Origin of the sequence: Roseomonas sp. KE2513 (assembly GCF_016107305.1) — a bacterium.
Taxonomy (GTDB): domain Bacteria; phylum Pseudomonadota; class Alphaproteobacteria; order Acetobacterales; family Acetobacteraceae; genus Roseomonas.
Genome location: NZ_RCVR01000036.1, coordinates 1 through 22,126, shown reverse-complemented (window position 1 = coordinate 22,126; position 22,126 = coordinate 1). Strand labels below are relative to the sequence as shown.

Here is a 22,126-nt window from a genome sequence, read left to right as displayed (position 1 = left end):
TCCTCCACCCTCTATAGCGAAGGACGCAGGACGATGAGCTTCATCACCACGCAGGACGGCACGCAGATCTTCTACAAGGATTGGGGCTCGGGCCAGCCGATCGTCTTCCATCACGGCTGGCCGCTGAGCGCGGACGACTGGGACACCCAGATGCTGTTCTTCCTTTCCCAGGGCTATCGCGTAATCGCGCATGACCGCCGCGGCCATGGCCGGTCCAGCCAGACTGACAAGGGCAACGAGATGAACACCTACGCCGCGGATGTCGCGGCGCTGGCGGCGCATCTTGAACTGAGGGGCGCCGTCCACGTCGGCCACTCCACCGGCGGCGGCGAGGTCGCCCGCTACGTGGCCCGGCACGGCGGCAACGGGCGCGTGGCCAAGGCCGTGCTGATCGGCGCCGTGCCGCCGGTCATGGTCAAGAGCGCCTCCAACCCCGGCGGTCTGCCCCTGGAGGTGTTCGACGGCTTCCGCAAGGCGCTCGCCGCCAACCGTGCCCAGTTCTTCCGCGACGTTCCCGCCGGTCCCTTCTACGGCTTCAACCGGCCAGGCGCCGAGACCATCCCAGGCATCGTCGACAACTGGTGGCGCCAGGGCATGATGGGCAGCGCCCAGGCGCACTACGAGTGCATCAAGGCCTTCTCGGAAACCGACTTCACCGAGGACCTGAAGGCGATCGAGGTGCCGGTGCTGCTGATGCATGGCGAGGATGACCAGATCGTGCCGATCGACGACGCGGCCCGGATCGGGATTAGGCTCTTGAAGCACGGCACGCTGAAGACCTATCCCGGCTTCCCCCACGGCATGGCCACCACCCATGCCGAGGTGATCAACGCCGACCTCCTCGCATTCATCAGGGGCTGAGGACCTGCGAGGGCGACCCTCCCCGGCCAAAGGTCGCCCTCGCCTCGCTAATCGCCCCCGCCTCGCAGGAACGCGGCGATGTGGGCGGTAACCGAGTTGGGGTAGTGGTGGTGCGGAGCGGTGCCGGTGCCGGTGCCGGGGAAGGTAATGACCTTCAAGGTCGGCAGCTGGCGGTTCAGCGTGTACCAGTTCTCTGCGGGGACTCCGATGTCGTTGTCGCCGCTGACGTAAAGCACCGGGACCGCTGTCGTCCTCATGGCTGAGAGGACGCCCTCGGCGGGAAAAAGGGGCCGCTGCGGCGCGTCGTCGAGCTGCGCGGCAGCCCAGGCGGCGGGCACGTCGATGCTGCGTCCCTTCATGCGCTACGCCATGCTCGCGTCCGAACGCCGCGCCGCAGCCCGGCTTCGCTCGGAGCGCGCCGCGAAGAAGAGGACAGCGGCCTCCTCAAGGCTGCAAACGGGGGCGGTTGCGATGTCGTAGTAGAGTTGCTCGCCCGGCCGGACATTTAGTCCGGGAGGAACGGTACCGATCAGCACTACCTGGCTCAGCAGTGACAGCATGGCGGTCAGCGCCGCCTGCGCGACCATCCCCCCCTAGCGACCGGCCACCCACCGCCGGCCGGCCGAATTCCATAGCGGTGACCAGGTCACGCAGATCCTCCACCATCTCCAGCGGATTATAGCTGCGCGCCCGCGTGGATAGCCCGATGCCGCTGTGGTCGAAGGTGATGACCCTGATTTCGCAATTCACGAGCGCGTCGAGGAAGGCCGGGTCCCAGCTGCCCATGGTGCCGCGAAATCGACTGCGTGGAAGGAGGGGAATGCCCTTGCCGATGGAACGGCAGGTAAGATGCCGGCCCCAACCTTCACTCGCCTGTTGACGGCCGTGATGGCCCCTGGCCTGCGCGCGCTGGAGCGGCGAGGCATGTTCTCTCCATGTGGCGGCCTGTCGCCGGGGCGGCAGGCATCTTCCCCGGCCCGTCGCAGTCCGGCCGGAAAGCTGCGCGCGATCAGGGCGCGGTGGCACCCTGCAGGAAGGCGACGATATCGGCCCGGTCGGAATCGTTCCCAACGCGCACGGCCATCCGCGTGCCCGGCACCTTGCCCACGGGATTGGCAAGGTAGGCGTCCAGCTGGTCCGGGGTCCACACGATGCCGGATCCCCTCAGCGCAGGCGAATAGTTATAGCCCTGCACGGAAGCGGCGGCCCGACCCATGACGCCCTGCAGATGCGGCCCCGCGCCGTTGCGTGTCTGTGCCAGCTGGTGACAGGTGGCGCATTGCCGTTGGAACAGTGTTTTCCCTTTTTCGGCATCCGCGGCCGCGGCGGGCGCGGCTAACGCGGCGACCGCTAGTAGGATCGAGAAGGCACGCATCAGACAACTCCGAAACGGGTCTTGGAGAGGGGAAGGCTGCGCACGCGCTGGCCCGTGAGCGCCGCAACCGCGTTGGCGACAGCGGGCGGGACGCCGGGCAGGCCGGGCTCGCCGATGCCACCCATGGGGGCGCCGCTCTCGACGATCCGCACGTGCACGCGGGGCATGCGCGCGCGGTTGAGGATCGGATAGGCGTCGAAGTTGCGGGCCAGCGGCGCGCCCCTCTCGTAGACCACCTCCTCCAGCAGGGAGGAGGAGAGGCCGAGCGCCACCGCGGACTGCACCTGGTTGGCGACGATGGCCGGGTTCACGACGGAGCCGGGATCGATGGCCACCCAGACATCGTGCACCTGCACCTCGCTGTCCTGAATGGAGACCTCGGCGATGGTCGCTGTCTCCGTGCCGAAGGCGCCGGCCAGAGCGACGCCGCGGGCACGCTTGCCACCCTCCGCGTCGAAGGGCCCCCGCTTCCACCCACCGGAGAGGTCGCCCACCGCGCGCAGCAGATCGCGCTGGCGCGGGCTGTCCTTCAGCAACTCCAACCTTAGCGCATAGGGGTCCGTGCCGCCGGCCGCCGCGATCTCGTCTAGGAAGGATTCGTAGAAGAACTCGTTCATCGAGTGGCCGACGGAGCGCCAGAAGGCGATCACCGCGGGCTGCGGGTGCTTCACGCAGTCGATGCGCTTGTTGGGAATGGCGTAAGGCCGCTCCACGATGCCCTCGACCATCGAGGGGTCCACGGGCGGATTCCCCATGGCCGCTCCGAAGTAGCGGCCGATCGGCCCCTCCCCCACCACTGTCGCCTGGAGCGCAACGGGCATGCCCGCCGCATTCAGGCCAGCCTCGAAGCGCGCGAAGCCCATCGGCCGCACCGCATCCCGCGCGAACTCCTCCTCGCGGCTCCAGATCACCTTCACAGGGCGGTCCACCGCCTTGGCCAGCCGGATGGCCTGCTGGAACGGGTTAGCGAAGTCGTAGAGAAAGTGCCTGCCGAAGAAGCCGCCCAGCATGGGCGAGTGCAGCTTCACCTGTTCCGGCGCCAGGCCGGCCACCTGCGCGGCTACGCCCTGGAACAACTCCGGCATCTGGTTCGGCACCCACAGATCGAGCGTGCCGTCCGCGTTGAAGCGGGCAAGGGCCGACGGCGGCTCCAACTGCGCGTGGGAGAGGTAGGGCGCGTCGTATTCCGCCTCCACCACCGCGGCCGCGCCGCGGAGCGCCGCCTCGGGATCGCCGCCGCTCTCCGCCACCGCGCCGGCGCCGCGCTCCGCCTTCAGCGCGGCGAGCATGCCGGCGGAGGAAAAATCCTCGGGCAGGCCGCCCGCGCCGGGCTTCCAGTCCACCTCCAGCGCCTCCACCGCCCGGCGGGCGCGCCACCAACTATCGGCGACCACGGCCACGGCGTCCGTCAGGCGGTGGATGGAGTGCACGCCAGGCATGGTGCGCACCTCGTCCTCGTTCGCGAACTCGCCGGCCTCCGCTCCGATGCGCGGCGCGTGCTGCACGGCGGCCTGGAGCATCCCATCGACGTGCGTGTCGATGCTGTAGGCCGCACGGCCGGTGGACTTGTCCCGCATGTCCAGCCGCGCGACAGGCTTGCCGATGTAGCGGAAGGTCCTGGGGTCGCGCAGCCTCACGTTCTCCGACGGCGCAAGCGCCATCGCCTCGTCAGCCAGCGCGGCATAGGTCAGGTGCCGGCCGCTCTGGCGATGCAGGACCTGCCCGTCCTCGGTGACGAGTTGCTCCGGCCTCACCTTCCACCGCGCGGCGGCGGCGCGCACCAGCATGTCGCGCGCGGTGGCGCCAAGCCGGCGCATGATCTCGTGGGAGGAGCGGGTGGAGGAGGAGCCGCCCGTCATCCGCATGCCGTCGATGACCGCGTAGTCGAGCCCTGGCGGGGCGCATTCCACCTCGAAGCGCGCGGGATCGACGTCCAACTCCTCTCCCATCAGCTGCGCCATGGTGGTGGCGATGCCCTGCCCGCCCTCCACGAAGGGGGAGAGCAGCCGAAAGCGTCCGTCGGGATGGATCTCCAGGAAGGCGCTGACGCGCGTGCCCGGGCGCGGCGGCACGGCGCCCTCCGCGCGAGCCATGCGCCGGGGCAGTGAGGCCCCGAGAATCAGCGCGCCGAGCCCGGCGCCCAGGCCGCGCCGGGAGAGACGAGGCCCCGCAGGGGCGCGTGCGAAGGGAGGGATCATGCCGTCCATTCCCGTTCTCCCGTCAAGCCGCCGAGGCGGCGTGGCGGACGGCATCCGCGATACTGTTGTAGGTGCCGCAGCGGCACAGGTTGGTCATCGCGGCAGCGATGTCGTCATCCGTGGGTCGAGGCGTCTCCTGCAGCAGCGCGGTGGCGGCGATCACCTGGCCCGATTGGCAGTAGCCGCATTGCGGCACCTGCCCACTCACCCAGGCCTGCACCACTTTCTTGCCGACCGGCAGCGTTTCAATTGCCTCGATGGTGGTGACCTGCGCGCCTACGGCGCTCTCGACCGTCGTAACGCAAGAGCGCGTGGCCTGCCCATCAATCAGCACGGAGCAGGCGCCGCACTGCGCGATGCCGCAGCCGTACTTCGTACCCGTCATGCCGAGCGTGTCCCGCAGCACCCAGAGCAGCGGCGTGTCGCCCTCGACATCGACCTTCCGCGTCACGCCGTTAATGGTCAGCTCAAACATGCGGCCTCCTGGTGGAGTGTTGCCCCGCGGCGGCCCCAGGGAAGAGAGCGGCCGGCGCTGGGCGGGAATCTCGGCAAGGAACGGACCCTAGGCCTTGGCCGTCCGGGCAGGCTTGTCGTTTCCGCTTCTCCTGTTCGGGCGCGGGGACCGGCGGTGGCGGAGACGCCTGCAAGGAGGAGAAGCCGCAGGTTTTAACACCGCTTTACTCACGCCCCCTGCGCCACCGGATGCATGAGGCTGGTACGGGCCACATCCCGCCGGAGACGGCATGAGGGAAAGCCCGGACAGGAAAGGGCATCCCCCATGCAGACAGGTTTCGCTATCCCGGCCTCCGCCGGTCACCTCGTTCCGGCCAGCCAGATCGAGCGCCTCGCCGGTCTGCTGGACGCGTCGGAGAGCCTGCTGGCCGCGAGCGCGCGGCGGCTGCACTCGCCGCTATCGCAGGCGAATACCATGGCGGTGGGCTTGCTGCGATCGGCGCCGGAGGCGGAGCCGCTGCCCGCGCGGCGCCGCGCTTGCGCCGGGCTGGCGCCGTGGCAGCAGAGGCGGATCCGCGACCTCGTGGAGGAGCGGATGCACGAGAGCCTATCCGTCGTCGAGATGGCCGCCGCGGTGCGGCTGAGCCGCAGCTTCTTCTCCCGTGCCTTCAGCGTGTCCTTCGAGTGCTCGCCGCATTTCTATGTCATGCGGCGGCGCATCGCCCGCGCGAAGGTGCTGATGCAAGCGACAAGCGAGCCGCTGGCGCAGATTGCCGCGGCTTGCGGGTTGTCGGACCAGGCGCATCTCTCCCGCCTCTTCCGCCGCCACGCCGAACTGACGCCGAGCGACTGGCGCCGGCGGATACGGGCCGGGTACGGGAGCACGCAGTCACGCGGGATCGTGGACGGAAACGCCGCCCTGGCGGTGGCCTGAGGCGGCCGATCTGGGTCCAAGCCCTGACTTCCACGCAGATCCAGACGGCGTGACGGGAGATGCGGGTGACCGAACCCACTGGGCATCGCGCCTGTAGAGAGGAGCGTGATATCCTGCCCGGCACCTGCTGACCTACGGCGCCGCGAGCGGTGAAGCGGCGACCTGCTTCGAGCTAGGGGCCGTGCTCAGGAACGCATTGCCCATGCTGCGCTGGATCGTTGGCAGTCGGATCGAGCTGCAGCTCGGCTTCCCGGCGGAAGCGGTGACGGTGGAGTGCTGCCCGCAGGAGTGGGAGCAGACCCTGCTCCATTTGGCTGCGAATGCGCGCGATGCCATGCCTAGCCAGGGTGCGCTGACAATCTGCGGCAAAATGGAATAGCCGTGCACGTCGTTCTGTGCCTCGCACAGCAAGGCCGTGATTTCTGTTGCGGACACGGGATGCGGCATGCCGGAAGATGTGCGAGCCCGCGCCTTCGATCGATACTTCACGACGAAGGTCGCCTCCGGCTCGGGGATCGGTCTTTTCGCCGTGAAAGATTTCGCCAGAAGGAATGGAGGCGACACCTGGATCCGCAGCATCCCTGGAGAGGGCTCCACGGTGACGGTAGCGCTGCCCTGCGGAACGAAGGAATGGCGCCGCGGGTCCGCAGCGCGCCGAAATGCTCCTTGATGTTTGCCAGCAGACGAAGGCGGGTGTAGCCTCGGTTCTCATGATCGAGTGATGACCCCGTGCGGGGCCGCGGTGCCGTTCCGTCCCTGGGGTTTGAGGGGCGCGGCACCATGGCACGAGAAAACTTCGCCTTTGGGCCTTTCCGCCTCGACCCTGCCCAGCAACTCCTGACAAAGAACGGACGCTCCCTGGCACTGGGCGCGCGCGCCCTTGCCATCCTCGCCCTAATGGCGGAGCGCGCACCGGAAATCGTCGGCAACGCCGAGATCAAGGCAAAGGTCTGGCCAGGCATCTTCGTGGAGGACGCGAATATCCGCGTCCATGTCTCCGGCCTCCGCAAGGCGCTCGGAGAGGGCCACGGCATTGTTAACCACCCCGGCGAGGGATACGCGCTGGCCGCGGCGGTGCAGCGGGAAAGCGCAGAAGCCGGCGCCTGGCTGCCCAGCTCGACCACGACGCTTCTCGGGCGCGAGGACGCGATCACCGAGCTCGCGACGAGCCTGGCCCGGCACCGGCTGACGACCGTCATTGGTCCTGGCGGCATCGGCAAGACAAGCCTCGCACTGGTTGCGGCTCAGGCTGCTGCCCGCCGCTTCGCTCACGGCGTCGTCTTCGTCGATTTCTCTCCGCTGCAAGACCCGTCGCTGGTCACCGGCCGCGTTGCCTCGACTCTCGGCCTGCGCCTCTCCGATGCTGAATCGACGACGGAATTGGCGGCGTCCCTGCGTGACCGCTCCCTGCTGCTCATCCTCGACAACTGCGAGCACATCGTGGACAGCGCGGCACCGCTCGTGGAGGCCTTGCAGGCCGGTGCGCCGGATCTCTGCATCCTGGCGACCAGCCGGGAGGCGCTGCGCGCGGAGGGCGAGCATCTCTATCGTCTGCAGCCGCTCGGCATGCCGCCTGCCGCGCTTGCGGAGCGGGACGCGGCGGGCGCGATGCGGTTCCCGGCCATGCGTCTCCTCGCGGAGCGCGCGGCGAGCAACGACCCGCCCTATAGGCTAAGCGAGGCCGAGGCGCCGCTCGCCGCCCGGCTCTGCCACGCACTGGACGGGCTTCCGCTCGCGATCGAGCTGGCTGCGGCCCGGCTGGGTAGCCTCACCCTTCCCTCGCTGATGGAGCAGCTCGGCGAGGCGCTCTCAACCCCTCTGGAGGGATCGCAGCCCGTCCAGGCCCGGCATCGCACCCTGCGGGAAACGCTGGACTGGAGCTACGGGCTGCTGCCCCCGTCGGAGCGCGCCCTGCTGGACCGTCTAGGAATCTTTTGCGGCGTCTTCTCGCTGGACGGCCTGCTCGCCGTGGTCGCGGACCCTGAGGAGGAGCCGGTGGCCGGGCCGCGGCTCAGCGCTTCCGCGGTGGTCGCGAGCCTGGCGGAGTTGATAGACAAATCCCTCGTCACCGCCGATCTCAGCGACGACCAGCCCTGGTACCGCATGCTCGACACCATGCGGCATTACGCGAGGGCCAAGCTGGCTGACGGGGGGCTGGCGCCAGCACTTTCGCGCCGCCACGCCGTCCGCGTCCTCTCGCGCTTGGCTGAGCTGGCCGCGCCGAGCGCCCTTCCGGCGGAGCAGCGCCAGGTCGCGAACCGGCGTCTGCTCGATGACGTCCGCGGGGCGTTGGACTGGGCCTTCTCGCCGGCGGGCGACCCCGGCCTCGGCCTGTCCCTGGCGGCCGCGGCGGGCCCCTTCTATCTGCAGATCTCCATGGCCGGCGAACTGCGGCGGCAGGCCGCTCGGGCTATGGATGCGCTCGCTGCTGCACCGGAACTGAACCACGCCGCCGAGCTCAGCCTGCTGCTCACCCTCGGCAGCGCGATCTACAACATGGACGGCGCGACGCCCGCGGTGTTCGACGTCTACTCGCGAGCCCTCCTCCTGGCCGAGCGGCTCGGCGACATAGCGGCCAAGCGCCGCAGCCTCTGGGGACTGTGGCTGCATGCCTTCGGCGTCGGCGCCTATGCCGAAAGCCTGGGCTATGCCGAGGCGTTCCGCGCCTGCACGCCGCCTGAGGAAGACCCGTTGCACGTGCGCGACCGCATGCCCGCCATGTCGCTCCACCACACGGGCGACCTATGCCGTGCCCGCGAGCTCGCCGAGCAGGCGCTGAACCGCCCGCCGCCCCAGGGCGGCAATGTCCTCGGCGGCTACCAGTTCGAGCACCGCATCGCCATCCTCGGCGGCCTCTCGCGCGTCCTCTGGCTCCAGGGCTTCGCCGACCAGGCGCGGGCGGCGGCGCAGGGGAGCCTGGACGAAGGACTGAAGAGCGGCCACGCCCTCTCGCTGCTGTTCACGCTCAACCTCGGCCAGTGCTTCGTCACCCTGGCGACTGGCGCGCCGGAGGCGGCGCGCGAGGCGGCGGACCTCATGCTTTCGACCGCCCGGGGCAACGCGCTGCCATACTGGATGCGCTACGGCGAGGCTTATCGCCGTGCGGCGGCCGTGGCGCTGGGGGAAGTCTGCGGCGGCGAGGAGGAGTTCCTGCGCGGGCATCGCTGGAACAATGGCCAGATTGAGCTGATCGCGACGCTCGGCCTCGGTAACGCCTCCCCTCAGGGTTTCGCGCGATTCGAGCGCGGCGAGATCTTCTGGGGCCTGCCAGAGGTGCTGCGCTTAGAAGCGGAACGGCTGATGACGGACGATCCTGGCAGGGCCGCCGATCTGCTGCACCGGGCGCAGGAGGTCGCGGAGCACCAGGGCGCGCTGGCTTGGCAGCTGCGGATCGCGATGACCAGGATCCGGCTGGAAGGCCGCAGCCGAGGCGCGTCGCGGGCCTTGGGCGCGCTGGAAACGGTGCTGTCGCGTTTCGCCGAAGGATTTGATACGGCCGACCTCGTCGCGGCCCACAGCCTCTTCTCCTCGGGTACGGTGCGGGCGGAGCGCGGGATGAGGTTGCAGAAGGGGATGGCGTGAGCAACGGGACCGGGCGGCGGGCCTTCGCCGCCATTGGCATGGCGGCCGCGGCTATGGGCCGCGCCGCCGGGGCGCAGGGAACCGACCGGCCGATCCGGCTTCTCGTGCCGGGAGCGCCGAGCACCCAGCCCGATCTCGTCGCCCGCCTCCTGGCCGAGGAGATGAGCCGGCAGCTCGGCCAGCCAGTTGTGGCGGAGCCGCGCCCCGGCGGCAACGGCATCGTCGCCGTGAACGCGCTGAAGCAGCAGCAGCCGGACGGGGCGGTGCTGATGCTCGGCGGCGGCTCCGTACTCACCTACAACCCCGCGCTCTATGCGTGGCCGCCCTACAACCCGCTGCATGATTTCAGTGCCGTCGGCCTTGTCGCTAACTCGCCGATGCTACTGGTGGCGAGCCGGCGCAGCGGGATTGCGACCGTCGCGGATCTTCTGGAGAAGGCCCGCGCGCGGCCGGAGGCGCTGACCTTCGCCAGCGGCGGCTACGGCCACTCGACGCACCTCGCGATGGAGATGCTTTGCGACGTCGCTGGCATTCGCCTGACCCATGTGCCCTTCCCGACGCGCTCACCTCTGCCGGAGTTGATGTCCGGAACCATCAACCTCGCGACCGGCCCGGTGAGCAGCGGCCTTCCGACCGTCCTCGCCGGGGAGCTGGTGCCGGTCGCGCTCCTCGCCGCCTCACGGCTGCCTGCGCTGCCGGACGTGCCCACGCTGGCCGAGGCCGGCCTCGACTGTCCGCTGGTTCCCGTGTGGTACGCGGTGGTCGGGCCGGCGGGTATGCCGGGCGATGTCGTGGCTCGGCTTAACGCCGCCATCGGGCGCGCGATCGCAGCGCCTGCCACGCAGGCCCGTTTTGCGGACCTCCAGATCACGCCGCTGAGCGGAAGCCCGGAGCAGGTCGGCGAGAGGATCAGGACTGAGGCGGCAACCTGGGTCCCCTTCATCCGCAGGCTGGGGCTGACCTCCGGCTAGGGGCTGTCCGCCTCCAGCACGGCACGGGCCGCTCTCAGGTCAGGCATTTCACGGCCCTCGGCGAAGGTGGCAAGAATCGGCGAGAGAAGGTCCTCCGCCCTGCCCTGCTCGCCCTGCCTGCGCCAGAGCCGGGCAAGGCTCGTGGCGCAGCGGAGCGTCCAGACACGGACCTCCTGCCGCTCCGCCAGGGCCAGGGCCTCCCGCAGCACGCGCTCGGCGGCCCACGCGGCACCGACTTCGGCGCCGGCGCGGCGAAGGAGGTTCTCGGCCTTGGCGCGCAGAAGCTCCGGCGCGCACCAGGCGGCTTGGCCTGCCTCGGCCCGAGCAATAGTGGCGGTATCTGCCAGGGCCGGGTGCATCGTGGCCATGACCTCGAGGTGATAAGGCGTCAACTCCAGCTCCCGCGGGAGGCTTGGCAGTTCCCCTGACTCGACGAGAACGCTCCCGAAGCAACGGGCCCAGCCGCTCCAGTGAAGCAGGCGGTGGCGCAGGGAGGTGGCGGCCAGCCGCTCCACCAGGGCGGGCGCGGCCGGGTCGCCAGTCCAGACGGCGATGGGAATGCCCGCCTGAGTCAGCGCATAGCAGAGCGAGAGCGCCGCATCCGCCGCCATCGCGGCCACGAGGGAGGTTTCCGCCGCCTGCCGGGCGCTCTCAAACTGTCCGTCCAGCCAGAGCAGCCGCGCCTGCAGCACGTGCACCGCGGTGGCATGGTCGATCATCAGGCCGAAGGGGCTGGTATCGGTCCTCGCCGGAAGGTGGCGCAGGGCGATGCTGGCATGCCAGCGCGCCTCCTGCTGATTGCCGAGGTAGTGCATCGTCAGCCCGGCCATCCGGTGATGTGCCAGGCGCATTGGGGAATGCGGCGGCGCATCGGGTGGGATGCGCGCCTGCAGCTCCGCCGCTACGCGCTCCGCGCCAAGGGCATCCCCGGCCATGATGCAGGCCATCCAATGCCCGCCGATGGCCGGGATCGCCGCAGCCGCATCGCCGATGCGGCCGGCGATCTCGATGGCCCGGCGCAGCGGCTCCGCCATCAGCGCGACCTCGCCCGTGTTGTGCAGGGCCGCCATGCCCGCGGCGATGTGGAGCCGCAGCGCCGCCCTGGTCTCGGCCGCGCCGGTTGCGGCCAGGCGCGAGAGGGCTAGGTCCAGGCGGTGGCGGTACTCCGCCGCAAGGTTCAGTCCGAGCCACAGCGCGCTGGATCGGGCGAGCAGGCGGAGGCCGATCTCCATTTCGCCCTCCGGCCCGAAGGCCCAGTCGACGGCGGCGCGGAGGTCATCGGCCAGCACGACATGGGCCGCGCGCCAGGCCGCGGGTGCGGCCCCGCCCCGCGCCGTCTCGGCGGCCTGCACCCTCTCCAGCATGTGCAGGGCGTGCCGCCGTTGCACTGCCGGAGCCTCTCCACTGGCGGCCAGCTTCTCGGCGGCATAGGCGCGGGTCGTCGCGAGGAGGCGCCGCAGCTGCCTTCCGTCCGCCTCCACCTCCTCCACGCGATGGAGCAGCGACTTCGTCTCCAGCCGCATCAGCGCGCGCTCGGCGTCCGCCGGCATGCCCTCGCCCGCGATGGTCCGGGCGGAGAGGACGGAGAACGGGCCGTGGAATACGGAGAGCCGCCGCAGCAGGCACTGGTCCACCGACGGCAGGGCATCGTAGCTCCAGTCCAGCGTCGCACGCATCGTCCGGTGACGCCCTGGCGTGGAGCGGCGGGAGAGGCCGGGCGCTGCCAGCAGGTCGGCCATGCCGGCCGCCAGACCGGCGATGCCGAACATATCAATGCGCGAGGCGGTCAGCGTGATGGCCAGGGGCAGGCCGTCCAGGCGGCGGCACAGCAGCGCAAGGGCGGCGGCATCGGCATCCCTGGGGCGGAAGGTGCCCAGACGGGCCGCGGCGCGCTCTACGAAGAGCTGGGCGGCCGGATAGGCCAGTACCTCCACCACGCCGCCCACCTCCGTCTCCGGCGGCACCGCCAGAGGTGCGAGCCGGTGCAGCCACTCGCCCGGCGCGCCCAGCGGCTCGCGGCTCGTCACCAGCAGGCGGAGGGCAAGGTTCCGCTTCAACAGCCGCTCGGCAAGCTGCGCGGTCGCATCGGCGAGATGCTCTGCGCCGTCGAAGATCAACATTGTCTCGCCCCTCAGCGCGGAGCCGAGCTCCTCAACCGGGTCCAGGCCGGGCGTACCGAGGCCCAGCGCACCTGCCGTCGCGGCCGGCAGTAGTCCCGGATCGGAGATCGCGGTGAGGTCCAGGAAGCGAAGGCGCCGGCCTGGGCTGGCCCATTCGCGCGAGGCGGCCAGGGCGAGGCTCGTTTTGCCGATACCCCCGGCGCCCGCCAGCGTCACAAGCCGCTGGTCCTCCAGCCGCTCGGCCAGCAACACAATCTCCCGTTCCCGCCCGATGAGTCGCGTGAGCAGGGAGGGGGACCGGCCGGCCTCCTCGTCCGGCGGGCCCACCACCGACGCGGCCGACAGGCGGCGCACCGGCAGGGCGAACTGGTAGCCGCGACCCGGAATATTAAGGATTGCTCCCTGAGCCTCCGGCACCGCCGCCAGGGCCTTCCGCAGCGCCGTGATCTGCACGCGCAGGTTTCCTTCCGCGCGCGCGCTGCCCGGCCAGGCGCTTTCCATCAGCGCGGCCGCGCTCACCACCTCTCCGGGCTTCGCGAGCAGGGCCGCAAGGAGGCTCCGCGCGGGCCCGCCCAGCGTCACCGGCGCACCCTTCAGCATCAGGGTTCGGGAGGAGTGGTGGAACAGGAAGTCGCCGAAGGCGAGGGGCTCGTCTGCCACCGTCAAGAAGGATCCACTCCGCTGCATTTTTCGCTCGAGCACGGCCAGCAGATTAGTCGTGCCCGCCGTGCTCTTCCACGCAGGAGAGGGCGTAGCGAAAGAAGCATGGCAGCGCTGTGCCCGCTGTCTGGAGCGGCAAGCCCGCGCGACAATGCGCCAAGCCACGCTGCCCAACCTGTCGCATGCCGGTTCCGCCAAACGATATCGCGCCGGTCTGGCTGTCTGACCCAAGCCCTACCAAGGAGAACTGCCATGCGGATGACGGGCAATACGATCTTCATCACCGGGGCGACCTCCGGCATCGGCCGAGGCCTCGCCGAGGCGTTTCACCGCCTGGGCAACAAGGTGATCATTGCCGGCCGCCGCCTGCCCTTGCTGCAGCAGGTGACCGAGGCCAACCCCGGCATGGCGGGGATGGAACTGGACATCACCGATCCCGACAGCATCCAGGCCGTCGCAGGCAGGCTGATTGCCGAGTTCCCCTTGCTGAACGTGCTGATCAACAACGCCGGCATCAAGCCCTTCGACGACGCATCGCGCCCGGTGGACGACGCCGCAAGCCGTGCTGTTCTGGAGACAAATCTGCTCGGCCCCATCCGCATGACCTCGGCGCTGATCGAGCACCTGAAGCGTCAGCCGCGCGCCACCATCGTCAACAATACTTCCATCCTCGCCTATCTGCCGCTGGCAGGGAGTGCAGTCTACTCGGCCAGCAAGGCCGCGCTGCACAGCTACACCCTCTCCCAGCGCTTCATGCTCCGGAACAGCTCGGTGACGGTTCAGGAGATTGCGCCGCCCTGGGTCGACACTGACCTGATCGGGAAGACCAACGACCCGCGGGCCATGCCGCTCGACGCCTTCATCGCGGAAACGATGCAGAAGCTGGCCAGCGACAACGAGGAGGTGGTCGTGGAAGCGGTTCGCGCCATCCGAGACAATCCCGGGGCCGGTGAGCACAAGCTCGTCCACGACTTCAACGCCGCCCTGATCGCGCGGCCCATGCCGGCCTGACCAGGAGCCCAGGCGCCGGCCGGCACGCTCTGGAACGGGATCGGTGCCGGCCTTGTCACCTTGTCAGCCGGGCGAGCGGCGAAACACGGGCGCCGAGCCCCCCGATCCTCACTGTCCCATTCGGGCGTGCTTCTCGTGCCGTACACCCGGAAGGTTCCCGTGCGAGCGCGATGGAACAGACCGGATACCACGAGCGGCGCTAGGTATCGCCCGACCTGCCCTGTATCCGCGATTAGGCCGCGTGCGTGTCGCGGAGCCTGGCGCGGATGAAGTACTCGTTCTTGCTGGGCTGAAGGTGATCGACGCAGAGCTGGGCGAGAACCCAGTTATCTCGTCCCTGAAGCATCTCGATCATGAGCTGGTGCTGTCCGTGCGAGACGCGGAGGGAGTCCGCATCCGCAAGCGTCTTCGCCCGGACGGGCAGGCTGAGGCGCATGTAATGCTGCACGGTGGCCAGGAGATAATCGTTCCCGCAGGCGCCGAAGAGCCGGAGATGGAAGCGGTCGTTGGCGTCGTGCACGCCGCGAAGGTCACGCGTTTCCATGTAGCCGGCCAGTTCGGCGTTGATGGCGTTCAGCGCGTCGATCAATGCGGGTGCTGCCGGAAGTGGGATGCGAAGCGCGGCTTGGCGCTGCACAAGCTCCCGGACCTCATAGATCTGCTCGACCTCGACCGGCGAGAGGGAGCGGACGGTGAAGCCCTTGTTGCGCTCGCCGACAGCCAGGCCGAGGCGTTCGAGGCGGTCCAGCGCTTGTCGGACATAGTGCCGGGAAGCGCCGAAGCGGGCGAGGAGTGCGTCTTCAACCAAGCGGGTGCCTGGCTGCAAGCGGCCGAAGATGATCTCCTCCTGCAAGGCCTGGACGATCTCGGGTTCCGGCGAGCTCATGACGGGGTAGCCCGGGCGTAGCAGTCCTCCACCAGGCGCAGCGTCTCGAGGTTGTCGGCTGGGGAGGTTTCGAACGGCGCGCCGTCCGCCAGCCGGTCCAAGAAGTGGGCGATGACCGCGTCGTAGGAACCCTGGTAGCAGGCCGCGAGATCGTAGCGGCGCTCGTCCTGCCCTTCCCCGTTCCACGTCATCAGGTCGCCCGCAAGCCGCATCGTTCCCTTGTCGCCGATGATGGTGACATCGTCGGTCTGGGTGGGAGCCACGCCGGCAACGGACATGTTGCCGATGAGGACAGCAGCGAGGCTGTCCGGCCCTGTCATGGCGATCGTCGCCCGGTCCTCTCCGCGCAGTTCCGGGCAGGTGCGGCCAAGCGTCGCCGCTTCGACGACGAGCGGACCGAGGAGGAAGCGGAGGGTATCCAGGTGATGGATCAGAACCTCCGCCACCAGCATGCGGTCGAGGTCGCGCATGAAGGGTTGGCGGGTTAGCGCAGGACGGGCGCCGTCCAGGCTGGGGAGCATGCCGGCGGTCAGGAGTGTCGCGAGCGCCTGGCGCGGGGTGCCGATGCGGCCCTCGGCAATCCAGGCGCGCATGTCACGATAATAAGGACGGAACCGCCAGTTCTCGTGGACCATGAGCCTGGCGCGGCCGGCGACCCGCGCGACAAGCGACTCGGCCTCGGCCAGGCTCGGCGCAAGGGGCTTCTGGCAAAGCGTCGGAATGCCGCGGCCGGTGGCGGCCTCCACGATCGCGACATGGGTTTCGCGAGGGGAAGCGATGTCGAGTGCATCAAGCCCTTCCGCCTCAAGCATGGCGGCGGTGTCGGGATAGCGGCGTGGGATGCCGAACTCCTCCGCGCGCGTCGCAGCGGCGGCGTCACTCGGATCGGCGATCGCGACGACCTGGGCGCGGTGGGATTGCGCGCGCCAGGCGATGAGGTGGTGCCGGCTGACCATGCCGGCGCCAGCGAGGCCGATGCGAAGCACTAGTTCACGGCCCGGTCGGCAGCGATGGCGCGGCCATCGGAGCCGAAGAGATAAGCGGCTGCGGTGGGAATTCCGAGGCGGACCGCGTCTCCTGGGCACGCGGCCGTGTCGCGGTGCAGCCGGGCGGTGGTCTCCCCGCCCTCCGTGTCCACCAAGAGAAGGGTCTCGGCACCGAGCGGCTCGACGCTGGCAACCGTGCCGCTGATGAAGGGCTGCGGCCCGGCATCGGAGGGAAGCAGGACCATGTCTTCCGGGCGTATGCCGAAGCTTGCCTCCGCGATGCCGGCGAGAGCGGCGTCGGACCAGCGAGTCAGTGGGATCTCGGCACCTGCAACCAGGGCAACGGTGCCAGCCGCGGCGCGGCGGAGGCGAGCGGGCAGGAGGTTCATCGGCGGGCTGCCGAGGAACCGGGCGACGAAGGTATCGGCGGGGTTGCGATAGACGTCGAGTGGGGCGCCCACTTGGGCAATGCGCCCGCGGTTCATGACGCAGATGCGGCTACCCATGGTCATCGCCTCCACCTGGTCATGGGTGACGTAGATCATGGTGGCGCCGAGGCGGCGGTGCAGGCGCGTCAACTCGTTGCGGGTGGCGACGCGGAGCGCGGCGTCGAGATTGGAGAGGGGTTCGTCGAAGAGGAACACCTTCGGCTCCCGGACGATGGCGCGGCCGAGGGCGACCCGCTGACGCTGTCCGCCGGAAAGGGCGGCGGGCCGACGGGCGAGGTATTCGGTGAGGCCGAGCATCGCGGCCGTAGCCGTCACGCGGCGCTCGATCTCGGCGCGCGGGGTGCCGCGGCGCTTGAGGCCGAAGGAGAGGTTATCGGCGACCGTCATGTGCGGATAGAGCGCGTAGGACTGGAACACCATGGCGATGTCGCGGTCCTTCGCGGGCACCGTGTTCATCGCGCGACCATCGATCGCCAGGCGGCCGTCGCTAATGCTTTCCAGCCCCGCGATCATGCGCAGCGTGGTGGACTTGCCGCAGCCGGACGGACCGAGCAGCACCATGAACTCCCCATCGGCGACGGTGAGGCTGACATCCTGAACGGCGGTAAGGCCCCCCGCGCCGCCGTAGCGTTTGCAGACATCCTGGAGCTGGACGGTTGCCATGTGGTTCCCTTACTTGACGGCGCCTGCCGTCATTCCCTGGATCAGCTTTTCGGAGAAGAAGGCGTAGACGACGATCACCGGGATGACGGCGATCATCATGCCCGTCGCGATCATGCCGATGTCTTGGAAGTAGTCGCCCATGAAGCGCTGGATGCCGACAGGCAGGGTCCGGAGCTCCTCGTCGCTGACGAGCACGACGGCGAAGAGATACTCATTCCAGAGATGGACGAAGTTAAGGATGACCGTGGTGACGATCGCGGGCATGCCCACGGGAACCACGATGCGGAGGAAGATCTGAAGATCGGTATAGCCGTCGATGCGCGCCGCCTCGAACAGGTCCTGTGGAATGCGGGCGAAGAAGGCCTCGAGGATGAAAACAGTGAGCGGCAGCTGGAGCGAGACATAGACGAGGATGAGGCCGATGCGCGTGTTGTAGAGGTCGTAGTTCACAAGGATCTGGAACAGCGAGAGCAGGACGATCTGCGGCGGGAAGATGATCGAGGAGAAGAGGATGAAGTAGAGCAGGCGGTTGCCGGGGAACTTGTAGCGGGCCAGCGCATGGGCTGCCATGGCCCCCAGGACCGTTACGATCACGACTGCCGTAACGACGACGACGGTGCTGTTCCAGAAGTAGCCGGCGAAGTTGCTGTCCACCCAGGCCGCCCGGAACTTACCCCAGTGCGCGGGAGAGGGCAGGCCGTAGTGGTCGGCGCTGATCTCGGCGGTCGTGCGGAGAGACATGGCGCCAACCCAGAGGAAGGGCAGCGTGGTGTAGAGGGTGTAGAGCACGAGTACGGCGAGCAACGGGCCGCGGCGGAGAACCGCCGTCAGCCGGTCGCCCCATCCCTGCCCTTTTATGGAGATGTCCGACACGCTCAGTACTCCAGCTTTTCGCGCTGCCGAAAGGCCAGGTGCAGCAGGGCGGCGGCGGCCAAGACGATGACGAACCAGACGACGGCAATGGCGGAGGGGTAGCCGAGATCGAAGGTGTTCCAGGCAAAGGCGCGTTTGTAGACATAAGTGGAGACGGTCTCGGTGGACCACATCGGGCCGCCCTGCGTCATGATCCAGACGAGGTCGAAGACCTTCATCTTGCCGATGAAGGCGAGGATGTAGAGGTTGAGCAGCGTCGGCCGCATCAGCGGAATGATAATGTGGCGCAGCTTGGCAGCCCAGCCGCAGTGGTCCAGCTCGGCGGCTTCCAGCACCTCGGAAGGAAGCGCGTGCAGGGCGGCGAGGCAGACCACCATGTTGAAGCCGGCCCATTTCCAGGCATGGGTGACCATCAGGGCCGCGAGCGCGGTGTTCGATTCACCGAGCCACGCACGGGCCCATCCGTCGAGGCCCATCGCGCGCAGGGCAAGGTTCAGCGCGCCCCAGTCGTAGTTGTAGATCCAGAGCCATAGGATCGAGACAACGACGTAGGAGAGGAGAACGGGCGTGAACCAGGCGATGCGGAGGAAGCGGGCGAAGGGCACGCCGGCATAGAGGCAGAGGGCCAGCAGCAGCCCAGTCGCGACATCAAGGAACGGCGCGATGAAGGACCAGACGAGGGTGTTGCGGATTGCGCGGAGAAAGGTCTCATCGGACCAGATCTGGACGAAGTGGGCAAGGCCGATGAAGCGCGGCGCGTCCATGTTCTCCAGGTCGTACAGAGAGTCGGCGAAGGTGCGGACAACGGGATAGGCGGTCAGCCCCGCGTAGAGCACCAGCGCCGGCGCAAGGAAGACCATGAGGGTAAGCCAGGAGGGGGCGCCGGGATCGCGCCCCCCCTGCCGTGATGCGGGCCACCACCGGCGCGGCGTGGCGGGTGCTGCGATGCGCGCGGTCTCGGCCTGTGCGGGCACGCGGCGCCCCTTACTGCGGCGCCGCGGCGCAGGCCGCGTCCATCTGCGCCGCCGCGTCCTGCGGCGAGATCTGCCCGCCGGGCAGCGCGCGGTTCAGCACCTGCTGGAAGGTATCGGCGCAGCGGCCGGTCATGTACTGCAGGGGCGTGCCGATGAAGAAGCGCGCGCCTTCGGAACGCTGCTGCAGCTCACGGAAATAGGGCGCGTTAATACCCGAGATGCGGCTGGGATCGGTACGGATGCCCGTCTGGAGGAGGACGCTCTCCATCCACTGGTTGCCGCTCTCAATGTTAACAAAAGAGTTCAACAGGGCGCCGGCGCATTCCTTGTTCCGGCTGCGCGAGTACATGACGTAGCTACCGCCGACGGCGAGCGTCTTGCATTCCGGGCAGTCACTGTTGTCCATGACGGGGTACTGCATCAGGCCAAGCGGGAAGCCGGGAGGCTGGCCGCCGCTCTCCGGCGGGACGAAGGCGCGGCCGGTGTACCAGCTGGCGATCGGGAACATCAGCGCGCCCGGGTTGGTGTGGAAGTAGTAATGGGATTCGCCGAGCTTGAGCGTCGCCATGCTCCGGGGATAGGCGCCGATGTCCACGAGCTCGCGCACCCAGGTCATCGCGGCCATCACGCGCGGATCACGGAAAGGCAGATGGCCGGTCAGGAGCTTGCGGTAGTCGTCGGGGCCGAGGCGGCGGAGCAGCACCTCCTCTAGGAAGTAGGCGCCGGGAAAGGGCCGGTCCGCGACGCCCTGGGCGAGCGGCGTGATGCCGGCCGCGACGCCGCGGCGGACGAGATCGGTGAACTGCGCCTGGTTTAGCTGACCACTGGCCGGAACCTCCACGCCAAGTGCGCGGACACGGTCGCGATTGTAGTAGAGTTCGACCGTATAGGCTTCGAGCGGGAGGCCGTAGACGCGGCCGTTATGCGACCAGGAGGTGCGGGCCCAGTCCTCCAAACCGTTCAGATCGACGTATTTGTCGAGCGGCTCCAGAAAGCCGTTCCGCGCGAAGGCGATCTCGTCCGGCTCAAGCCAGAAGATGTCAGGCGCCTGGCCGGTGCGTACGGCGGCACGGGCTGACGTGTAGATGTCCGCTTTCTGGATGAAGCTCAGCCGAATCCGGCACTGGGGGTTCGATGCCTCGAAGGCGCGGACGCGGCCCTCAACGTAGTTGCGCTTGGAAGCTTCGTCCGGCCAGTGGCTCCACATGGTGACAGTCTGTGGGCTGGCGGCGGTCGGCTGGGCCATGGCTGCCGGCGCAGCGGCGAAGAGGCCCAGGGCGGCGGCGCCCGCGCGCAGCCAACCGAACGAGCTTCGAGACATTTCCTGTTCCCTTGTACGCTTGTTGACGGCAGGGGAGCAGGCGGCCACGCAGATTGTCAACATTAATGCCTGCGCAGCCGGAAGACCGCGCGAAAATGGCGCCTCCTCGGAGGGCAGTTGAACAGGTACGGGCTCGATCATTGATAATTTGCACGCCCTGCCGGGCGTTGCTCCGGCACCCGCAGGGCCTCGTTCAGCGCGGGAATAGCGGCCTCAAGTCGGCCTCGCTCCCTAAGGGCATTTCACCGCTGGGGCTGGCTGCCACGGAACAGGTCTACCTGCCGCTTCAGCTCTGCCGGAGCCGCTCCTCGAGCGCGGCGATGAACAGGCGCACCTTCGGCGGCACCAACCGCGCGCTCGGGTAGACCGCCCATATCGCCAGCCTCTCGGGTTCCCAGGCGCCCATCCGGATCGGCAGCAGATGGCCGGCCGAGACCTCCTCCTGAACGTCCCAGGCCGACAGCATGGTTACGCCGAGCCCACCCAGGCATGCCTGGTGCAGCGCCTCCACGGAACTGGCGGTGAAGGGCCCCGAGATGCGCTGACGCAGGGTCTTACCGCCCTGCAGGAAGCTCCAGTGACTCACTCCTGTAAGGGCAAGGCAGCGATGGCGGGCGAGATCCGCAGGCATCTCCGGCACGCCGTGCTCCGCGAGATAGGATGGCGCGGCGTAGAGCCCGCGCGGATTGTCAGCCAGCCGCCGCGCGACGAGCGCGTTTTCGCGCAGTGAGGCGATCCGGATGGCGAGATCCAGTCCCTGCGCCACGATATCCACGATCCCGTCGTTCAGCAGCAGGTCCACCTGCAGGCCCGGATGATCCCGCAGGAAGGTGGCGACCAGGGGCGCCACGACCTTCCGGCCGAAGGGCACCGAGGCCGTCACCCGCAGCGTCCCTGTCGCCCCGGCCGATAGCGGGCGGACCGAGGCGCGGGCCATCGCCTCCTCCTCCAGCAATGCGCGGGCATGAGGCAGGAAGGCCTCACCCTCCACGGTGAGGGACAGCGAACGCGTCGTTCGGTGCATCAGCCGTGCCCCGACCTCCTCCTCCAGCTCGGCCAGACGACGAGAGGCGAGCATAGGCGTGATCCGCAGGCGTCGGGCCGCGGCTGCAAGGCTGCCTGCCTGAACCGCCTCCACCGGCACGGCCAGGTTCGAGAGGTTGATCATATCCACCCGTGTTATACTGCCCGATCAGAATGATGATCTACAGCCGAGGGCGTTATGGGCCGAAATAGCCGACCTCGCATTTAGGATAAGGTCCATGTTGGACGCTGCCCTCCAGCAACCGTCTCCCCTGTCTACCCGCCCGGCGCTATCTGCCGCGCCCGCGGCGGCGCACGCGCCGGACCACGGCAAGGGGCTGGAGGACGGCAGCGAGCTTCCTCCGGCGCTCGGCTCCGGCCTGACCTTTGCCATGGCCGGCGCGGCGGGGATTGCCGTCGCCAACATCTACTACAACCAGCCCATGCTCGGGATCATCGGGCAGGATTTCGCGGGCTCGGGTGCTACCGCGCTGATCCCGACAGCCACGCAGCTTGGCTATGCCGCGAGCCTTTTCCTGCTGCTGCCGCTGGGCGACCTGCTCGACCAGAAGCGGCTGATCGTCAGTCAGTTCGTTGTCCTCGCCGCCGCGCTCGCGCTGGCCGCGCTGGCGCCCAGCGCACCGATCCTCGTTCTCGCCTCCCTTGTCGTGGGAATGACCGCCACGGTGGCGCAGCAGATCGTGCCATTTGCCGCCCATCTCGCCCCGCCCGCACGGCGTGGTGCGACGGTGGGTATCGTCACCGGCGGCGTCCTCACGGGCATCT

Annotated in this window: 21 protein-coding genes; 8 read left to right on the top strand and 13 right to left on the bottom strand. The window is 68.8% G+C overall.

The window, feature by feature from the left end; genetic code table 11:
- Positions 1-33 precede the first annotated feature (33 nt).
- A complete protein-coding gene (locus D9599_RS24200; protein ID WP_198383892.1) occupies positions 34-861 on the top strand; it encodes an alpha/beta fold hydrolase in 828 nt (275 codons plus the stop codon).
- Between the two features lie 47 nt (positions 862-908).
- On the opposite strand, the gene D9599_RS24195 is transcribed toward D9599_RS24200, so the two are convergent.
- The 5 genes from D9599_RS24195 to D9599_RS24175 all read right to left on the bottom strand — a co-directional run bounded on the left by D9599_RS24195 (position 909) and on the right by D9599_RS24175 (position 4,909).
- Positions 909-1,220: an alpha/beta fold hydrolase gene (locus tag D9599_RS24195; RefSeq protein WP_198383867.1), complete on the bottom strand. Its 312-nt coding sequence runs from the start codon at positions 1,218-1,220 to the stop codon at positions 909-911.
- Between the two features lie 3 nt (positions 1,221-1,223).
- Positions 1,224-1,448: a hypothetical protein gene (locus D9599_RS24190; RefSeq protein WP_198383866.1), complete on the bottom strand. Its 225-nt coding sequence runs from the start codon at positions 1,446-1,448 to the stop codon at positions 1,224-1,226.
- A gap of 422 nt (positions 1,449-1,870) precedes the next feature.
- The gene (locus D9599_RS24185; RefSeq protein ID WP_198383865.1) at positions 1,871-2,236 is read right to left on the bottom strand and encodes a cytochrome c family protein; all 366 of its coding nucleotides are present in this window, start codon (positions 2,234-2,236) and stop codon (positions 1,871-1,873) included.
- Positions 2,236-4,443 carry a molybdopterin cofactor-binding domain-containing protein gene (locus D9599_RS24180; protein WP_232480849.1) on the bottom strand — a complete coding sequence of 736 codons (2,208 nt, stop codon included), beginning with the start codon at positions 4,441-4,443 and terminating at the stop codon, positions 2,236-2,238. The genes D9599_RS24185 and D9599_RS24180 overlap by 1 nt, the downstream gene beginning before the upstream one ends.
- A gap of 13 nt (positions 4,444-4,456) precedes the next feature.
- Positions 4,457-4,909, bottom strand: a complete 453-nt coding sequence (locus D9599_RS24175; protein ID WP_198383863.1) for a (2Fe-2S)-binding protein — start codon at positions 4,907-4,909, stop codon at positions 4,457-4,459.
- A 303-nt stretch (positions 4,910-5,212) separates the two neighbouring features.
- On the opposite strand from D9599_RS24175, the gene D9599_RS24170 reads away from it, so the two are divergent.
- The 5 genes from D9599_RS24170 to D9599_RS24150 all read left to right on the top strand — a co-directional run bounded on the left by D9599_RS24170 (position 5,213) and on the right by D9599_RS24150 (position 10,374).
- Positions 5,213-5,821, top strand: a complete 609-nt coding sequence (locus tag D9599_RS24170) for a helix-turn-helix domain-containing protein (RefSeq protein ID WP_198383862.1) — start codon at positions 5,213-5,215, stop codon at positions 5,819-5,821.
- A 202-nt stretch (positions 5,822-6,023) separates the two neighbouring features.
- Entirely contained in the window at positions 6,024-6,200 is a 177-nt protein-coding gene (locus D9599_RS24165; protein WP_198383861.1) for a hypothetical protein, read from the top strand.
- A gap of 36 nt (positions 6,201-6,236) precedes the next feature.
- Positions 6,237-6,491, top strand: coding sequence for an ATP-binding protein (locus D9599_RS32495; RefSeq protein ID WP_375373069.1), 255 nt, complete (start codon positions 6,237-6,239; stop codon positions 6,489-6,491).
- 110 nt (positions 6,492-6,601) lie between these two features.
- Positions 6,602-9,403 carry a winged helix-turn-helix domain-containing protein gene (locus tag D9599_RS24155; RefSeq protein ID WP_198383859.1) on the top strand — a complete coding sequence of 934 codons (2,802 nt, stop codon included), beginning with the start codon at positions 6,602-6,604 and terminating at the stop codon, positions 9,401-9,403.
- Positions 9,400-10,374, top strand: a complete 975-nt coding sequence (locus D9599_RS24150) for a tripartite tricarboxylate transporter substrate binding protein (protein ID WP_198383858.1) — start codon at positions 9,400-9,402, stop codon at positions 10,372-10,374. Before D9599_RS24155 ends, D9599_RS24150 begins: the two co-directional genes overlap by 4 nt.
- On the opposite strand, the gene D9599_RS24145 is transcribed toward D9599_RS24150, so the two are convergent.
- Positions 10,371-13,154, bottom strand: coding sequence for a winged helix-turn-helix domain-containing protein (locus D9599_RS24145; protein WP_198383857.1), 2,784 nt, complete (start codon positions 13,152-13,154; stop codon positions 10,371-10,373). The two genes, D9599_RS24150 and D9599_RS24145, sit on opposite strands and share 4 nt — an antisense overlap.
- Before the next feature lie 252 nt (positions 13,155-13,406).
- Between D9599_RS24145 and D9599_RS24140 the strand changes: the two genes are divergently transcribed.
- Positions 13,407-14,165 (top strand): SDR family oxidoreductase, encoded by a 759-nt coding sequence (locus D9599_RS24140; protein ID WP_198383856.1) that lies wholly within the window; start codon positions 13,407-13,409, stop codon positions 14,163-14,165.
- A 232-nt stretch (positions 14,166-14,397) separates the two neighbouring features.
- Here the strand turns inward: D9599_RS24140 and D9599_RS24135 are convergent, their stop codons facing one another.
- From D9599_RS24135 to D9599_RS24105, 7 genes are all read right to left on the bottom strand, one after another.
- Positions 14,398-15,051, bottom strand: coding sequence for a GntR family transcriptional regulator (locus D9599_RS24135; RefSeq protein WP_198383855.1), 654 nt, complete (start codon positions 15,049-15,051; stop codon positions 14,398-14,400).
- Positions 15,048-16,037 (bottom strand): Gfo/Idh/MocA family protein, encoded by a 990-nt coding sequence (locus tag D9599_RS32345; RefSeq protein WP_198383854.1) that lies wholly within the window; start codon positions 16,035-16,037, stop codon positions 15,048-15,050. Before D9599_RS32345 ends, D9599_RS24135 begins: the two co-directional genes overlap by 4 nt.
- Positions 16,037-17,149, bottom strand: coding sequence for an ABC transporter ATP-binding protein (locus D9599_RS24125; protein WP_198383853.1), 1,113 nt, complete (start codon positions 17,147-17,149; stop codon positions 16,037-16,039). The genes D9599_RS32345 and D9599_RS24125 overlap by 1 nt, the downstream gene beginning before the upstream one ends.
- 9 nt (positions 17,150-17,158) lie before the next feature.
- Complete coding sequence (locus D9599_RS32340) at positions 17,159-18,022, bottom strand: carbohydrate ABC transporter permease (protein ID WP_198383852.1); 864 nt, start codon at positions 18,020-18,022, stop codon at positions 17,159-17,161.
- A gap of 2 nt (positions 18,023-18,024) precedes the next feature.
- A complete protein-coding gene (locus D9599_RS24115) occupies positions 18,025-18,996 on the bottom strand; it encodes a carbohydrate ABC transporter permease (RefSeq protein WP_198383851.1) in 972 nt (323 codons plus the stop codon).
- 10 nt (positions 18,997-19,006) lie between these two features.
- Positions 19,007-20,317, bottom strand: coding sequence for an ABC transporter substrate-binding protein (locus D9599_RS24110; RefSeq protein ID WP_198383850.1), 1,311 nt, complete (start codon positions 20,315-20,317; stop codon positions 19,007-19,009).
- A 286-nt stretch (positions 20,318-20,603) separates the two neighbouring features.
- Positions 20,604-21,485, bottom strand: a complete 882-nt coding sequence (locus D9599_RS24105) for a LysR family transcriptional regulator (RefSeq protein ID WP_198383891.1) — start codon at positions 21,483-21,485, stop codon at positions 20,604-20,606.
- A 94-nt stretch (positions 21,486-21,579) separates the two neighbouring features.
- Between D9599_RS24105 and D9599_RS24100 the strand changes: the two genes are divergently transcribed.
- A partial coding sequence (locus D9599_RS24100) for an MFS transporter (RefSeq protein ID WP_375373068.1) occupies positions 21,580-22,126 on the top strand: 547 nt, incomplete at its 3' end.

Coding starts and splice junctions, on each gene's coding strand:
- D9599_RS24200 (WP_198383892.1), top strand. CDS start 34: ATGAGCTTCATCACCACGCAGGACGGCACGCAGATCTTCTACAAGGAT.
- D9599_RS24195 (WP_198383867.1), bottom strand. CDS start 1,220: ATGAAGGGACGCAGCATCGACGTGCCCGCCGCCTGGGCTGCCGCGCAG.
- D9599_RS24190 (WP_198383866.1), bottom strand. CDS start 1,448: ATGGTCGCGCAGGCGGCGCTGACCGCCATGCTGTCACTGCTGAGCCAG.
- D9599_RS24185 (WP_198383865.1), bottom strand. CDS start 2,236: ATGCGTGCCTTCTCGATCCTACTAGCGGTCGCCGCGTTAGCCGCGCCC.
- D9599_RS24180 (WP_232480849.1), bottom strand. CDS start 4,443: ATGGACGGCATGATCCCTCCCTTCGCACGCGCCCCTGCGGGGCCTCGT.
- D9599_RS24175 (WP_198383863.1), bottom strand. CDS start 4,909: ATGTTTGAGCTGACCATTAACGGCGTGACGCGGAAGGTCGATGTCGAG.
- D9599_RS24170 (WP_198383862.1), top strand. CDS start 5,213: ATGCAGACAGGTTTCGCTATCCCGGCCTCCGCCGGTCACCTCGTTCCG.
- D9599_RS24165 (WP_198383861.1), top strand. CDS start 6,024: ATGCTGCGCTGGATCGTTGGCAGTCGGATCGAGCTGCAGCTCGGCTTC.
- D9599_RS24155 (WP_198383859.1), top strand. CDS start 6,602: ATGGCACGAGAAAACTTCGCCTTTGGGCCTTTCCGCCTCGACCCTGCC.
- D9599_RS24140 (WP_198383856.1), top strand. CDS start 13,407: ATGCGGATGACGGGCAATACGATCTTCATCACCGGGGCGACCTCCGGC.
- D9599_RS24135 (WP_198383855.1), bottom strand. CDS start 15,051: ATGAGCTCGCCGGAACCCGAGATCGTCCAGGCCTTGCAGGAGGAGATC.
- D9599_RS24125 (WP_198383853.1), bottom strand. CDS start 17,149: ATGGCAACCGTCCAGCTCCAGGATGTCTGCAAACGCTACGGCGGCGCG.
- D9599_RS24110 (WP_198383850.1), bottom strand. CDS start 20,317: ATGTCTCGAAGCTCGTTCGGTTGGCTGCGCGCGGGCGCCGCCGCCCTG.
- D9599_RS24105 (WP_198383891.1), bottom strand. CDS start 21,485: ATGATCAACCTCTCGAACCTGGCCGTGCCGGTGGAGGCGGTTCAGGCA.